Genomic DNA, 15186 nt, shown 5'->3' with positions numbered 1-15186 from the left:
ATCCAACCTGTTAAGAAAGGAGCTATAATTGAACTAGACATTCCAATAAAGTTATAGGCACTTAGTGCAGTAGAAAGTGAACCTTTTGGTGCATTTTTAGCAACAAAGGCTACTAAAATAGGATCTAGTGCTAACTTACCAGTTAAACCGTAAGCAATTAAAGCAACAATTAACAATGTGCGGTCTGTTACAAAAGCAATAGCGAAAATAGAAATCATCGCAACCGGAACTAAACTAAAAACAAATATTTTTGTGCGTTTGAATTTATCAGATAAACGAGCAAATAATAACGCTCCAGGAATAGAAGCCCATGGAACTAAAGATGAAATGAAACCAACGCTTGTTCCTTCAAAACCACGTTCAACTTGTAAGAATTGTGGCAACCACGTTAATACTACAAAGAACCCATAAAGTGAACAGAAACATAAAATAAATGTTAACAAAAGATTGCGGTTTCTAAAAATAGCACCAAGAGATACTTTCTTAATCACTTCAGCAGGGTTATCATCGCCCTCTGTATCGTGAGCAGCTTTTTGATCTTCTGGACGAACAACTTTTTCTTTTAGAAGGAAGAAGAATAATAAACCTACTATAACCGTTGGGATTGCCATAACTTTAAACGGTAATGTCCAGTGTTCGCCGTTTTCTAATACCAATTTACTTGAAATCAAGAACCCAGCGGATGTACCTAATGCCATTCCACTATTTATGATTGCATTCCCAAGCGTCAAATTCTTTGTAGGAATCGCTTCAGTTGATAATGCGTATTGTGGACCATAGTATGAACCTTGACCTACTCCTGTAAGAGCTCTAAAGATCATAAACATACCGAAACCTGAAAGGATTCCACTAAAGAATGTTGCGATTCCCATAAAAACGAAACCGATGGCAATAACCATTTTCCTACCATATTTATCACCAATTACTCCAAAGGGAATCTGTGTAATTGCGTAAGTTAGGAAGAAAACACTACTAACTAATCCTAATTGTGCATTACTTAAATCAAACTCTTTTGCAATTTGTGGCATAATCGGATTTAAAATCGTTCTGTCTGCGTACATTAAAACCCAGCCAAAGAAGAATAAAGCCACTGTTTTCCACCAATATTTATCTGATACGTACGTTGCTCCATTAACTACTCTAGGAGTCGTTTTGCTTTCTTGGCTCATTTTTCATTCCTCCATCTTTATAATTATCTATAATAATAGCTAATCTCTATTTATAAACTTATTGATTATTAAAACTTTACTATTGTTTTATTATTAGACAATAGTTTTTTGGCTTAGTTGCAAGTATGTGGCTAGTTATAAGTGTTTTGACGATAGGGATAAGTGACATATATAGTAAGTAATCACACCTACTAAATAAAAAAAATAATTATTCTATTAATTACATAGTATATATATTCAATAAATTATGCAATTAAAATTTCACTAACTTTTTAATAGGGACCACTTTTTAAGTAGATTATCTCTCACCAAATGCATCTGCTTTATCATAATTGTCGAAATGTATTGTATCGCTTTTAAGGTAATCATAAATTTCTTTTACGATCGGGATTCCATCATCCGCATACTTTTTAGCAACGATCGTCGAAAGTTCTCCTGGATATAAGACTTGATCAAAACCTTTAGCTGGTTTGACTTCGTGTAACTCTTCCACCATTTTATTGATATTTTCTTTAAATCCAGTTAAATCAGTAAAGTAACTCGGGTTAATTAAAATATGCAGTTGGCCTAAATTTCGACCAGCAGTAATATCTGTATACATAGAGGAAACATTTTTTCCAAATGGTAGTCCCAACAAAGTTCCTGATAGAACATCAACCATCATCATTAATCCGTACCCTTTTGGACCAGCAATGGGTAATAATCCCTTAACGTTATGTGGGTCTGTGGTAGGAGCTCCATTTTTATCAACTGCCCAATTAGACGGGATATCAACATTACGTGATCGAGCATCAAGTATTTTACCCCAAGCTTGAACGGTTGTTGCCATGTCAAAAACAACTGGCTTGTGGCCTGCCCTAGGTGCTGCAAAAGCAATTGGATTGGTTCCAAAATAGGGTTCTGCCCCACCGAACGGAACAACCATTGGATCTGATTGACAAACCGATAAAGCGATTAAGTCTTGCTCTGCTGCTTGTTCAACAAAGTAAGCTAATGCTCCACTATGTCCCATTTGATGGACACCTACAACTCCAATTCCTGTTTCTTTCGCTAATTTTATCCCTTCTTTTAATGCCTCATTTGCGGCAACATGCCCAACGCCATTATCTGCTTCAAAAACACCTGTGCTTGGTCCTGTTTGATTAAATTTAAAATTCGGATTAACATTGCTACCGCCTTTTGCAATTCGTTCAGCATAATAATCTACACGAACGGCCCCGTGGGAATGAATTCCGTGAGCATCTGCAAAAACTAATGTTTCTGCTACCCCGTCAGCATGTTCTTTTGTAAGGCCGGCTTTTTCAAGTTTATTTTGAATCAACTGATGCAACTCTTCTTCTGTTACCTTTATCATCTCTATCTCAGCCATCTATAAACCTTCTTTCTATCTTTTCTATTTCCGCTGCCGTTTTTTGACTAATCTAGTTCATGTCTAATGGCAACTAATAAATAGGCGTCTTTGGTCGTTAAGATGATATAAACGTCTATCTATTTCATCTAAAACATAACGCTTTATTTATTTATCCCTCCTTTATTCCTCTTAAAACTTATTTTACGTTAAACATTACAACTCTTATTGTAAGCGCTATTCGTCTAAATTACATTGTCCATATGTGCTAAAAGACAACCCTATATTTTGTCCTATTCAGCTAATTTATACTAGTATGTACACTTTAAAAATCATTGTGTTATAAAATAACTAATGACTAGTTTAATTTATTTTCTCTATCCAATTTTGATTACAAAAAAAGAAGCAGCTTGAGCTACTTCTTTTTTAAATAGGTTATCTATTTTATTATTATAGTATGATTCATCACTTCAAAACTATCTCAAATCAATCCAAAATAGGTTAATCCTTCAATGATTCCACCTTGAGTGTTACTAGAAGTAATATACGTAGCTCTATCCTTCAGAATATCCAGCCCGTTACCCATAGCAACACCATAATTGACATGATCAATCATTTCGATATCATTTGGCCCATCTCCAAATGCATAAGTTGGAAGGTGCTCAAACGTTAACTTGCTCATTAACTCTTTGATTCCTGTCGCTTTAGAATTACCTCTAGGAATAGTATCCATGCTGTAAGGTGTATTACGATAAAAAGATAATTCCGGGAATTGTTTTCTAAAGTAGCCATCCTCTTTTTCATCGGCACTTAAAACTAACGCCATCAGTATCTCTTCGTTTAAATGCACTAAATGATCTATTGATGGAATAGGTGCACGGATAAATTCATACGCATCTTTTAACGCCTTAGTCTGTCTAGTGGTTCTAATTTTATTAGAAGTATAAAAGGACAAAGCAAAATTTCGTTCTTCAGTAGCTTGTTTCAAACGAATCAGTGTATCTATTGATATACTGCTTCGATGTATTTCCTTACCTTGATATACAATATATTGGCCATTTAGCGCAATAAAAGAATCAATACTCGTTGAATCTAACACAAAGTTTATTTCCAATGGGCTACGACCTGTAGCAATAAACGGAATATGCCCGTTAAGTTGCATTTCCTCGAGAGCTTTCACAACCTCTGGCTCAATTTTTGACTCATTGTTTAATAGAGTACCGTCTAAATCAAAAAATACAAATGATTTTGGTTCCAAGATTTTTATCTCCTTTGATGTGCCCTTAGACAGTTTATAAATCTAGAAAATGGTCAACTTGATTGTAGCTTTCTAAGTGATAAAATCCATTATGGTAGCTAACTTTTGATACGCTCGCATTCAGTAATGGTTGAGGATCAATTAATTCAGGAACTAATCCATTTAGCATGTAACGAATCGTGTTGCCATGTGCTACAACTAATACCGTGTCGCCAGTATCACGGTGTTTTTCAATTAGTTCTATTAAACCTTTTTCAATACGTGTCCAAAATTCAATATAATTTTCAGCATGATGATAAGGATCGGCTTTTTTTGTTGCATTCATTTGTTCAGGTACCGTTGCTTTTGACCATAAGTCTCCAACTGTAGGGTAACCCATCACTTCGTTTATGCTTGCCCAGACTTCATCGACACCTAATCCTTCAAAGGAACCAAAGAACACTTCTCTAAATTCAGGCATAGCCTGGATAGTTAACTCATCAGCAGCTTTATTTTCTTCTAAAATAATACCCGCTGTTTCAATCGTACGATTAAGGTCACTCGTGTAGACAGCATCAAATTTAACATTAGCTAAGCCCTTACCACTTCTACGAACATCTTCGCTTCCTTTTTCAGTTAATTGAATATTACTCCAACCTTGCATTCTTCTATACAGATTCAAGTAGGTTTCACCGTGTCGAACAAAATAAAATGTACATCCTTTACTCAAAAAATCTCCTCCAGTAACTGAACATTTTCATGCTTATCGTACTCATCTTCTATTGTACCAAAAATAAGCAGTTAGTGAACCCATACAATGAGTTTTGACGACTAAGGTCTATTTTTTATTTTTTGAAGGATTTCTCCTTCGTAATAAGCCATTAGCAATAGTTTCAAATCTTTTACTTGCTCGGTTAACCGTTTTCCCGTATCTGTTTCTCTTACCTTTTTACGTTCTGTTTCGCGATCGATAACCCGCCTGGTAGACACGATATCAAACTCATCTTCAATTGCGTGTTTTACAGACGTAAATGGCTGATGAGAAACCAATTGCATTCCAAAAGAATTATAGAGTAACGTGTATCCAGCTAATCCTGTTGTTTTTTGATAGGCTTTAGAAAAACCTCCATCAATAACAATCATTCTTCCTTCTGCTTTGATAGGATCTTCTCCACGCTTTTCTTTAACAGGTGTATGTCCATTAATAATGTGGCCCTTAGTTGGATCTAAACCAAACTCAATCAATATATTTTCACAAGTTGATACATCATTGCGTAAATTATAATACGCATTTTTCTTTTCTTCATGGGTTTTCTTATCCTTTATATAATACCGCTCAAAAGTAGTCATCTGATTTTTACCAAATAGTGAAGAAGCAGCTCCAGTCCATAAGTACCAGATCATATCTAAGTGCTTCTCTTTATTTTCTTTCTCTCGTGTTAAATACCCTTTACGAAGAACTTCTTCAAATTTATCTAACAGAGCTTTACCACTATAAGTCTTTTCTCGAATTTTAAATGCCATAAAGCTTCCATCTTCATTCAACGGTACACAGCCATGAAACAAAAGATTGTCATTATAAATTAGATACATACTTCCTTTATTGTATAAATATGAAATATGTTTTTGTAGCCGTTCACTTGTTTTAAACGCATAAATTAATTTTTCAACGATACTTTCTTCTTCTTTAGTCAATTGATAAGGATTAGCTGGATTAATTGTTGGGAAATATGCGTTCGTTAGCGGATAAACTTTTCCTTCTATAGAAATTGTTCCTTTTTTATAATCAATTTTATCTAGTAGCATCCGATCATTCATTTTAAAATTAGGTTGTCTTTTAATGATAGCTCCCTCTAATTTAAATTGAATGATGGCTATTGCTTGATGCATTTTTGCGATTTGCCTGATTTCTTCTTCAAAAAAATCTATTTCTTCTTTGTCCACTTTTGGATAAAAACCTTCTACTACATCTTGTGTATAAGTCATCTCAGAAAATGTTAACAATTGACGCAATGAAATGCCGTATGCCTCTTCAATTATTTCAAGATTATTATACCGTGCTGATATTCTGAGAACGTTCGCAATACAAACTGCCGATCCACTCGCAGCTCCCATCCATAAAATATCATGATTTCCCCATTGGATATCCACAGAATGATGATCCATTAGCGTTTCAATAATTTTATCCGGATAAGGACCCCTATCATAAATATCCCCTACAACATGTAAATGATCTACTACTAAACGTTGGATAAGATAAGAAATAGCTGCAATAAATTGAGGTGCCCGATCTAATGAAAGAATACTTTGGATAATTTCATTGTAATAATCATCCTTATTCGGGAAGCTAGTATCCTTAGATAATAATTCCTCTATAATATAAGCAAAATCCGCCGGCAAAGCTTTTCTAACCTTTGAACTCGTATATTTTGAAGCTACGTACACGCATAATTCAATTAGGCGAGATAAGGTTAAACGATACCACTCATCCATCTCTTCTGACTCTTCTAGTGTTTCAACCAGGTTTTTTATTTTATCCTCTGGATAATAAATTAATGTCGCTAATGTATTCCTATCCTTTGTGCTTAATCGATCACTAAAAACTTCATTAATTTTCTCTTTGATATTTCCAGATCCATTGCGCAAAACATGCTGAAACGCATCATACTCTCCATGAATATCGCTCAAAAAGTGTTCAGTACCCTTAGGTAAATTCATAATCGCCTCTAAGTTAATGATTTCTGTTGTTGTTTCTCCAATCGTTGGGTACTCCTTAGCTAATAAATCTAAGTATTTATTTTTACTACTCATGATCATTCTCCTTTGGAATTTCTATGTATACCACTTCATTTTATCATAAGTTGAATAAAATAGACTAACCATTTCAAACGTTCAAAAAAGAAAGGAAATTATCCTTAAACTCGGTAATTTCCTTTTCTTTTTCACTCATTTAGCCAATTAGCTTACCTGATATTAATCATTTAGTACTTTTACTATCGAATCCTCTAATTTTTCTGGTTTAGTCATTGAGCCAAATCGTTCAACAATCTCTCCATCTTTTCCAATAAGAAACTTAGTGAAATTCCATTTGATTGCTTTATTGCCTGTTTGTTCAACTAAATACTTATATAACGGGCTCGCATCGTCTCCATTAACTTTTATTTTTTCATGTAAAGGAAAAGATACATTATAGGTCAACTGACAGTGACTTTCAATTTCTTCATTCGAAAGGGGTTCTTGATTCATAAATTGGTTAGATGGAAAACCTAAAACAGTTAATCCTTGTTCCTTGTATTTTTCGTAAAGCTCTTCTAGTCCTTCGAATTGAGGAGCAAGTCCACATTTACTAGCAGTATTGACTATCACTAATGGTTTCCCTTTATATTTACTAAGTGAAACTTCTCCTCCGCCAATCTCAGTTACTGTAAAATCATAAACAGACATAAAAACCCTTCTTTCTTTTAGTATCTATTAAGTATACCAAAGGAAATAAAGAAACACTCCTATTAAGCATTATGAGGCAATTTAAGTTCAAAAAAAGTAGTTTAGACAAGTTCCTTGTCCAAACTACTTTTGATTATTCCTTCTATCTTTCTCTCATTGAACGAGCTAAGTCGCGTTTTTGATCTTTTCGTTTTAAATCTTCTCGTTTATCGTAATTTTTCTTCCCTTTTGCTACGCCGATTAAAACTTTCGCATATCCATCTTTTATATAGACTTTCAAAGGAACGAGAGTGTGTCCACTGCCCTTCATTTCATTTTCTAGACGAACGATTTGTTTTTTGTGCATCAATAATTTTCTCGTACGTAAAGGGTCGTGATTAAACTGATTGCCTTGTTCGTATGGGCTAATATGAACATTGTGTAAAAATATTTCGCCATTACGAACACGTGCAAATCCATCTTTTAAGTTTATTCTTGCTGCTCTAATGGACTTTATTTCTGTCCCTTTAAGAACAATCCCTGCTTCAACTGTGTCTAAAATAGTGTAATCAAAACGTGCTTTTCTATTTTGAGCCAGCAGTTTCCCTTCTCCTTTGGGCATTTTTTTGCCTCCCTACTTGCTTAACTATGTTTCTTTTTTGGTTTTCCTTTTTTAGCAACATCTTTATAAAATGGCTTATTTTTCTTTTTATCTTTAGAATGGCTATTTTTAGTATCTTTATCTTGACGACTGCTCTTTTTAGCCATTGATTCTTTAGCTTGTTTGTTTCTATCTGGTCTTCGATCGCCTGACTTCTTCTTATCCTTATCTCCACTTTTTTTCAATTGAGAATAAGAATCTGCTTTTGGTGCATCCGGATCTGGAATCAATTCAAAATCAATTTCACGTGTTTCTGGATTAGCTTTAGTTACTTTAATTTTAACTTTTTGACCGATTCGATAAACAACACCTGTACGCTCTCCAACTAGCATTAGTTGCTCTTCGACGAAGTTATAGTAGTCGTCTTTCATATTAGAAATATGAACAAGACCTTCAACAGTATTTGGTAATTCAATAAATAAACCAAATCTTAAGACTGACCCAATAATCCCTTCGAATGTTTCGCCAACTTTATCTACCATAAATTCTGTTTTCTTAAGTGCATCAGTTTCTCTCTCAGCATCTACTGCGCGACGTTCCATTTTAGAACTTTGAATAGCAATATCAGGAAGTAGACTACTCCATTTATCTTTTTGTTTTGAACTTGTTCCCTCTTCACTGTATGAACGAATCAGACGATGTAAAATTAAATCAGGGTAACGTCTGATAGGTGAAGTAAAGTGGGAATAATAATCAGCAGCCAATCCATAGTGTCCTAAAGGTTCAACATCATATTTGGCTTGCTTCATACTACGCAAGAGCATTGTTGAGATAACTGTTTCTTCTGGTTTCCCTGCAACACTTCTCAAAACTTTTTGTAAGCTTTTTGGTGATACATTTTCACTAAGCCCTTTTACAGAAATACCAAAAGCTGTAACGAATTCCATAAAACGTTGCATACGATCACTATCTGGCTGTTCATGGACACGGTAAATCATCGGTACCTTCATACGTGTGTAATGCTCTGATACTGTTTCATTAGCTGATAACATGAATGACTCAATCATGCGTTCACCAATGCCCCTTTCGCGTAGCTCAATATCTAAAGGATGTCCTTGTGAATCGACAATAATTTTAGCTTCGGGAGATTCAAAGTCAATCGCTCCACGAGTTTTTCTATTGCCTTCTAGAATTTTATGCAAATCAGCCATATCCTCAAACATAGATACTAAGTCTGCGTTTTCTTTACGAACAGTATCCTCTTTATCTGTAATGATTTGGTTTACTTGTGTATAGCTCATTCGACGGTAAGAGCGGATAACACTTTGGAAAACTTCATGATTTACAACTTTACCTGCTGAATCAATTTCCATTTCACAACTCATTGCTAATCGATCCTCATTTGGATTCAAAGAACAAATTCCGTTTGATAAGCGATGTGGCAACATCGGAATAACTCGATCCGTTAGGTAAACACTGGTTGCTCGATCGTAAGCTTCCAAATCTAGTGGACTGCCTTCCGTTACGTAGTAAGAAACATCTGCAATATGAACACCTAATTTAAAGTTGCCATTTTTCAATCTTTTTACGGTTACTGCGTCATCTAAATCCTTCGCGTCTTCTCCATCGATTGTCACAAGGATTTCATCACGTAAATCACGACGGTTCTCCATATCTTTTTCAGTCACTTTGTCTGGCACTTCATTAGCTTGATTCATCACTTCTTCTGGAAATTCAATTTGAATACCATGTTTATAGACGATTGTTAAAATATCAATACCTGGATCATTTTTATGTCCGATAATTGATTTAACAATCCCTTGCATGCTTCTTGGAAATTCCCTATCCGGATATAATGTTAGTTCAACTAAAACAATAGCTCCATCGACTGGCTTGATTCCTTTTTCTTCAATAAATACTCTGAAATCTGTAAGTTTTTTATCTTTGGGTTCAATGTAACCGTATAGGCCAGTTTCTTCAATGCCTTCCTCGGTATAAGCGAAAAACTCTCCAACTAATTGAGTAAATTTACGCTCAATAATCGCTTTGACTTTACCTTCCGCACCTTTATCAAACCACGGTTCTGCTGGGCGAAGAATATCTACTGTAACAATATCTCCATCTAATGCAAAATTCGTCTGATTGATAGGAATATAAATATCGTTTTCTTCGTCTTCAATCGATACAAAACCAAATCCGCGATCACTTGCTCGGAAAACACCTGATAAAACGGTATCTTTTTCAGTAATTTTAAATTCACCTTTTTTGTTAAGAAAAACAGTTCCCTCGCGCTCCATTTCAGCTAACGTTGAAACAAGCATTTTAAAATCAGCTGAACTAGTCAACTTCATTCCTTCACTTAATTCTTTTACTTTGAAAGACATTTGATTTTGTTCGTTCATATATACCAAAATAGCTTCTTTTATCGTTTGATTATTTTTCATTCATTTTACTCTCCATTCCAATTCAAATCAGACAGGAAATGTAGCACATCCTCTTCTAACTCTCTTCTGTCTACACCAACAGTGATAACATGTGTACTATTTTCATACCACTTAAAATCTACTTTTGCATGTATTAATTCATCTTTAAACTTTATTGCTATTTGTGGATTGATTAGTTCATCTTGCCCGGATTGAGCAATAAATACTGGCTTCGTTATTTCTTTATAAGCTGGCTGCATCGTTGAAACCATTTTAGAAATAGCTGCTAATTGTTGATCAAGATTTTTTTCAACGGTTACCATTCGAGATTCTATACTCTCAGGAGTTTGTCCAGCTAGTTTTTTTATGCGTCTAACATAACGTAAAAAAGAAGGTCTTAAATTGCTTTTCTCGTCATTTATCGTTGGCGAACTAAATGAACCACTTGCTAAGATAGATTCTGTAGTCATAATATTCGTTGCTATTACCCCGCCTAATGATAAACCAAAGACTGCTACCTGCTTATATCCTTTATCAGCCAAAAAATCTAAAGCCTCTTTTGCATCTTGTATCCAGTCTTCAGGAGTCGCCGCAAGGATATCTTCTGGTTCAACTGTACCATGTCCTTTGAATAGTGGTGCATAGACCGTATAATTTTCTTTTTCCAGAGCACGTCCCATCATTCTAACATCATTCGGACTTCCTGTGTATGCGTGCATTAATAAAACTGCTTTAGGTCCCTTTTCAAAAAAAAATGGTTGCGGCAGAGTTTGTTTAACCATTGTGAAATCTCCTCCTGTTACAATTCCTATTACTTTCTATTTTACTTTATATTTCACCATTTTCATACCCAAACACTGTCGAAACATCTATTTACTCTTTACTTCTATTTTTTATTGTTTCTTTTTCTAATTGATTAAAAAAACTAGTGCGATAGAACCACTTTTATGGCTCTTTCGTACTAGTTTTTTCTCTTAAATCATTATCTATTTAGCCCTTCATGAATCTTTGTCAGATTCCATTCCATCATATCGTAATAACTATCTCCATTTTCTCCCTCTTTTGCAATTGAGTCAGTAAAAATAGTTTCGTAAATTGGCACGCCTGTTTCTTTTGAGACACTTTGCATACTTCGTTTATCTACACTTGTTTCAACAAATAACGAAGGTACCTTACTCTCTCTAATTGTATCGATAATTTTACTCATCTGTTCCGGTGTGCCTTGGCTTTCAGTATTAATTTCCCAGATATAGTCGCCTGTTACTCCATAAGCTGCTGAGAAGTACTTAAATGCCCCTTCACTAGTAACGAGTAATTTTTGTTCTTCAGGGATATCTTTGAATTCTGCTTTTGCTTTAGTATCCAATGCACGCAACTTTTCAATATAAGCTGTGGCATTTTCTTCATAAGTTGTTTTATTATCTGGGTCTTTTTCAATCAATACTTCAGTAATGTTTTTAACATACTTGATTCCATTGCTAATATCTAACCAGGCATGAGGATCTTGCTCTGTTTCTTGACCTGCTGAAGTTAGAAACATTGGTTTGACCCCTTCACTTGTAGAAAAATAATCTTCTCCTTCTACTTTTTTAGACGTTTCCATCAAGTTAGCAAACCAACCGTTTCCACCAGTTTCAAGATTTAATCCATTATAGAAGATAACATCTGCATCTGTTGAACGCTCAATATCTTCAGGTAAAACTTCATAGTGGTGGGGGTCTGTGCCAACTGGAACGATACTATGCAAATCAATCTTATCGCCTGCTACGTTTTTAATCATATCTGCTAGTATAGAGTTTGTTGCTACAACTTGTAATTTATCGCTCTTTGCTTCTTCACTGCTTGTTCCACATGCTGATACAAAAACGGTTAAGATTAGTAATGCTACAATTAACTTTATTTTTTTCATTTTATAGCCTTCCTTCTCTTTATTAATAGGTTCTGTTTTGGTGAAAATAAAAATGCAATGATAAAGAATACTGTTGTTGTTAATACTATCGCTGCACCTGAAGCTAAATTGTACGAATAACTTAAGAATAGACCTACAACTGAACTGACAACACCTATCGTAGAAGCAATAAGAATCATAACTGACAATCTATTAGATAATAGATAGGCCGTTGCAGCTGGAGTAATTAACATGGCAACAACTAAAATTGTCCCAACCGTTTGCAACGCTGAAACAGCAACTAAAGTAAGCAGTAACATTAATGCATAGTGAATAATGTGTATTTTCAATCCATACGCTTGTGCCATTACTGGATCAAATGAACTAACAAGTAATTCTTTATAAAAGACAATCACGAACAAAATAACAATGATCGCAATCACTACTGTAATCATCATGTCACTTTGCGTAACGGCTAATACGTTTCCGAATAAAATATGATACAAGTCGGTTGAACTTTTTGCAAAAGATATTGCGATAATACCTGCTGCAAAAAATGAACTAAAGACAATACCAATGGCTGTATCACTTTTCAACTTACTATGTTGAGTAACTAATCCTATTATTAAGGCCGCAAATAAACCAAAAACAGTTGCACCAATGAAGTAGTTAACTCCGACAATATAAGAAACAGCTACACCTGGAAGAACCGCATGAGATATCGCATCTCCCATTAGAGACATTCCTCTTAGGATGATGAAACACCCAATAACTCCGGAAACAATCCCAATGACTACCGATGTGAATAAAGCATTTTGTAAAAATTCATACTTTGTTAAACCTTCTATAAAATTAGCAATCATTCGTCTTTAACCCCCTTGATCATTAAGTCTCCCATAGAATCACCATACGCAGCTTTAATATTCTTAGTCGTAAAAGATTCAGAAATTGGGCCATAACTAATTAATTTTTGATTCAGTATAATTAAATCATCAAAATAAGTCGTTACTTTACTTAAATCATGATGAACAACAACTATTGTTTTACCTTCGTTTCTCAATTTTTTAAGTAAATCAATAATTACTTTCTCGCTGTTCATATCAATCCCAACAAAAGGCTCATCTAAAAATATAATATCTGCTTCTTGGGCTAATGCACGTGCAATAAAGACCCTTTGCAATTGTCCACCAGAGAGTTCGCCAATTTGACGATTCTTAAATTCTTCCATTTTAACTTGCTTTAGACTTTCTATTACTTTTTGTTTTTCCCTTTCTTTCGGACGATGAAAAAGGCCCAGTTTAGGGAAAGTCCCTAGCAAAACTGTTTCGCTAACTTTTATAGGGAAAGTAAGATCAATCGTATTTCTTTGTTCCACATAAGCTATATTTTTTCTCACATTGTTTAAAGAGTTCCCATCTACAGTTGTTACTCCAGAATTTTTTTTAACTAAATCCATCATCCCTTTAATCAACGTTGATTTCCCAGCTCCGTTAGGTCCAATGATTCCAGTTATAGCATTTTCTCTAATCTTAAGTGATATATCCAAAAGAGCCGGTTTATCTTGATAAGTAACGGTTAAGTTTTTTAATTCAATCATGTTGTAACGCCCTTTCTTTTTTGTTCTATTCATTATTTATACACCTTTTAAATTTAAGGTGTGCCTAAACCTCGTTTAAAGTATAACTAAATACTTTAGTTTTAGCAACCTTTTTTCCTTAAATAATTGATGTTTTTTTCCATTTTATCTAGAATTTAGCAGTATTTAAACCAAGGTTTTTTTGTAAGCGAATACTTTCTGTATTTAGTACTAAACCTATGTTCCTATTTCATTTTGTTCTCTTAAAAAAAATAAAAAAGTCTAAGAATATAGATTTTTACATCTATTTCCAAGACTAGTTAAAAGATATTAATTTTTTACATAAAAAAAAGTTACTCACAATTTTTCAGAGTAACTTTGCATACTTGTTATTTAGTTGATAAATAGGCTAATACTAGCGCTATTACAAAAAAGGCAATTCCTAAAACAACCGTTGTCCGCTGTAAAACAGCTTCGAAACCGCGTGCTTTTTGTTTCCCAAATAATTGTTCTGCTCCGCCAGTAAATGCACTAGCTGCATTGTTTGTTTTAGTTGGTTGCATCACAACCACAATAATCAGTAAAACTGATATGATAAGTTCAGCAATTAAAAATGTATCGTACACGTTTATTGCCCTCCTGTCTAACGTTTCTCTTGCAACTAACTTTACCATAATGAAAGATAAATTACCAGAAGAGTTTGTCCCTATTTCCTATCTCAAAACCCTATCTTAATTCTTGTTTAAAGCATATTCTCTTTCTTCAAAAGATCTATCATATAAATTTTATTATCAGAAGCTACTTTACGAATTTCGAGTTCAATTCCTTGCTCATTTAAATAATTAAAGTCTTCGACGTCTTGTGCGTTAACAGCAACCGCATTTGTTATCATTCTTTTCCCTGTAGAAAAACTCATTCCCCCAATATTAACGGAATTGAATTTAACTCCACCTTCTACGACTCTTTTTACGTCGTGTGGGTTTGTAAACAACAACATCGCTTTAAAAACATCAAATTGAGGATCTTGATAGATAGCAATCATTTTTTCTATTGTAATAACGTTAGCCGTTCCTCCAGGAGGTGCTGCATGCTTCAGTAACGTTTTTCTTAGTGTGTCCTTTGCAACTTCATCACTGACAACTAGTATACGATTAATTTTCATTGTTTTTGTCCAAACTGTTGCTACCTGACCATGAATCAAACGGTCGTCAATTCGTACTAAACGAATATCCATTACCATGATAATACCATCCTTATCTATTATAGTAGTATTTATAAGCACTTCTCAACTATGTAAAACAAACCTTACTAGACGACTAAATCAGTCTAGAAAGTTTGTTTCCAAAAAAATTACTCTTCTGATTGTGTATCAAATATTTTTAGAATATAGACCATTTCATTATCAGGAATGATAAGATTCAATTTAGCTTTTACCAAGTCATTCGCCTTAGTGACTGCGTCAAAATAAGGGTTATTCTCTTGATCCTCTTCTTGCTCTGAAGAAAGTGTGTCATTTAAAAG

At 34.3% G+C, this 15186-nt stretch carries 14 protein-coding genes; all 14 read right to left on the bottom strand.

The window, feature by feature from the left end; genetic code table 11:
• Positions 1-1169 (bottom strand): MFS transporter (locus WBF61_RS04575; RefSeq protein WP_424254321.1); only part of this gene is annotated, 1169 nt, incomplete at its 3' end.
• 298 nt (positions 1170-1467) lie between these two features.
• Complete coding sequence (allD, locus tag WBF61_RS04570) at positions 1468-2538, bottom strand: ureidoglycolate dehydrogenase (RefSeq protein ID WP_424254319.1); 1071 nt, start codon at positions 2536-2538, stop codon at positions 1468-1470.
• 460 nt (positions 2539-2998) lie between these two features.
• Positions 2999-3775: a Cof-type HAD-IIB family hydrolase gene (locus WBF61_RS04565; protein ID WP_424254317.1), complete on the bottom strand. Its 777-nt coding sequence runs from the start codon at positions 3773-3775 to the stop codon at positions 2999-3001.
• A 34-nt stretch (positions 3776-3809) separates the two neighbouring features.
• Positions 3810-4484, bottom strand: coding sequence for a histidine phosphatase family protein (locus WBF61_RS04560; protein WP_424254316.1), 675 nt, complete (start codon positions 4482-4484; stop codon positions 3810-3812).
• 101 nt (positions 4485-4585) lie between these two features.
• Positions 4586-6565 (bottom strand): fructose-1,6-bisphosphatase, encoded by a 1980-nt coding sequence (locus WBF61_RS04555; RefSeq protein ID WP_424254314.1) that lies wholly within the window; start codon positions 6563-6565, stop codon positions 4586-4588.
• Between the two features lie 162 nt (positions 6566-6727).
• The gene (locus tag WBF61_RS04550; protein WP_424254312.1) at positions 6728-7198 is read right to left on the bottom strand and encodes a glutathione peroxidase; all 471 of its coding nucleotides are present in this window, start codon (positions 7196-7198) and stop codon (positions 6728-6730) included.
• Positions 7199-7340: 142 nt separating this feature from the next.
• Positions 7341-7799 (bottom strand): SsrA-binding protein SmpB, encoded by a 459-nt coding sequence (gene smpB, locus WBF61_RS04545; protein ID WP_424254310.1) that lies wholly within the window; start codon positions 7797-7799, stop codon positions 7341-7343.
• 20 nt (positions 7800-7819) lie between these two features.
• Positions 7820-10222 carry a ribonuclease R gene (rnr, locus tag WBF61_RS04540; protein WP_424254308.1) on the bottom strand — a complete coding sequence of 801 codons (2403 nt, stop codon included), beginning with the start codon at positions 10220-10222 and terminating at the stop codon, positions 7820-7822.
• A 5-nt stretch (positions 10223-10227) separates the two neighbouring features.
• Positions 10228-10983, bottom strand: coding sequence for an alpha/beta hydrolase (locus WBF61_RS04535; RefSeq protein ID WP_424254306.1), 756 nt, complete (start codon positions 10981-10983; stop codon positions 10228-10230).
• Between the two features lie 200 nt (positions 10984-11183).
• Positions 11184-12110 (bottom strand): metal ABC transporter substrate-binding protein, encoded by a 927-nt coding sequence (locus WBF61_RS04530; protein ID WP_424254304.1) that lies wholly within the window; start codon positions 12108-12110, stop codon positions 11184-11186.
• A complete protein-coding gene (locus tag WBF61_RS04525) occupies positions 12107-12952 on the bottom strand; it encodes a metal ABC transporter permease (protein ID WP_424254302.1) in 846 nt (281 codons plus the stop codon). The genes WBF61_RS04530 and WBF61_RS04525 overlap by 4 nt, the downstream gene beginning before the upstream one ends.
• Entirely contained in the window at positions 12949-13719 is a 771-nt protein-coding gene (locus tag WBF61_RS04520; protein WP_424254300.1) for a metal ABC transporter ATP-binding protein, read from the bottom strand. Before WBF61_RS04520 ends, WBF61_RS04525 begins: the two co-directional genes overlap by 4 nt.
• A 335-nt stretch (positions 13720-14054) precedes the next feature.
• On the bottom strand, positions 14055-14291 hold the full coding sequence (gene secG, locus WBF61_RS04515) for a preprotein translocase subunit SecG (RefSeq protein WP_424254299.1): 237 nt from the start codon (positions 14289-14291) through the stop codon (positions 14055-14057).
• Between the two features lie 116 nt (positions 14292-14407).
• A complete protein-coding gene (locus WBF61_RS04510) occupies positions 14408-14905 on the bottom strand; it encodes a mannose/fructose/sorbose PTS transporter subunit IIB (RefSeq protein WP_424254297.1) in 498 nt (165 codons plus the stop codon).
• Positions 14906-15186: the final 281 nt, after the last annotated feature.

This window comes from Carnobacterium sp. (genome assembly GCF_049673005.1).
In the GTDB taxonomy this organism is placed as follows: domain Bacteria; phylum Bacillota; class Bacilli; order Lactobacillales; family Carnobacteriaceae; genus Carnobacterium_A.
Note: the sequence above shows the minus strand (reverse complement) of the source record. Positions and strands in the feature narration are given on the sequence as shown.

Coding starts and splice junctions, on each gene's coding strand:
- WBF61_RS04525 (WP_424254302.1), bottom strand. CDS start 12,952: ATGATTGCTAATTTTATAGAAGGTTTAACAAAGTATGAATTTTTACAA.
- rnr (WP_424254308.1), bottom strand. CDS start 10,222: ATGAAAAATAATCAAACGATAAAAGAAGCTATTTTGGTATATATGAAC.
- WBF61_RS04520 (WP_424254300.1), bottom strand. CDS start 13,719: ATGAATAGAACAAAAAAGAAAGGGCGTTACAACATGATTGAATTAAAA.
- allD (WP_424254319.1), bottom strand. CDS start 2,538: ATGGCTGAGATAGAGATGATAAAGGTAACAGAAGAAGAGTTGCATCAG.
- smpB (WP_424254310.1), bottom strand. CDS start 7,799: ATGCCCAAAGGAGAAGGGAAACTGCTGGCTCAAAATAGAAAAGCACGT.
- WBF61_RS04535 (WP_424254306.1), bottom strand. CDS start 10,983: ATGGTTAAACAAACTCTGCCGCAACCATTTTTTTTTGAAAAGGGACCT.
- WBF61_RS04530 (WP_424254304.1), bottom strand. CDS start 12,110: ATGAAAAAAATAAAGTTAATTGTAGCATTACTAATCTTAACCGTTTTT.
- WBF61_RS04555 (WP_424254314.1), bottom strand. CDS start 6,565: ATGAGTAGTAAAAATAAATACTTAGATTTATTAGCTAAGGAGTACCCA.
- WBF61_RS04510 (WP_424254297.1), bottom strand. CDS start 14,905: ATGGTAATGGATATTCGTTTAGTACGAATTGACGACCGTTTGATTCAT.
- WBF61_RS04550 (WP_424254312.1), bottom strand. CDS start 7,198: ATGTCTGTTTATGATTTTACAGTAACTGAGATTGGCGGAGGAGAAGTT.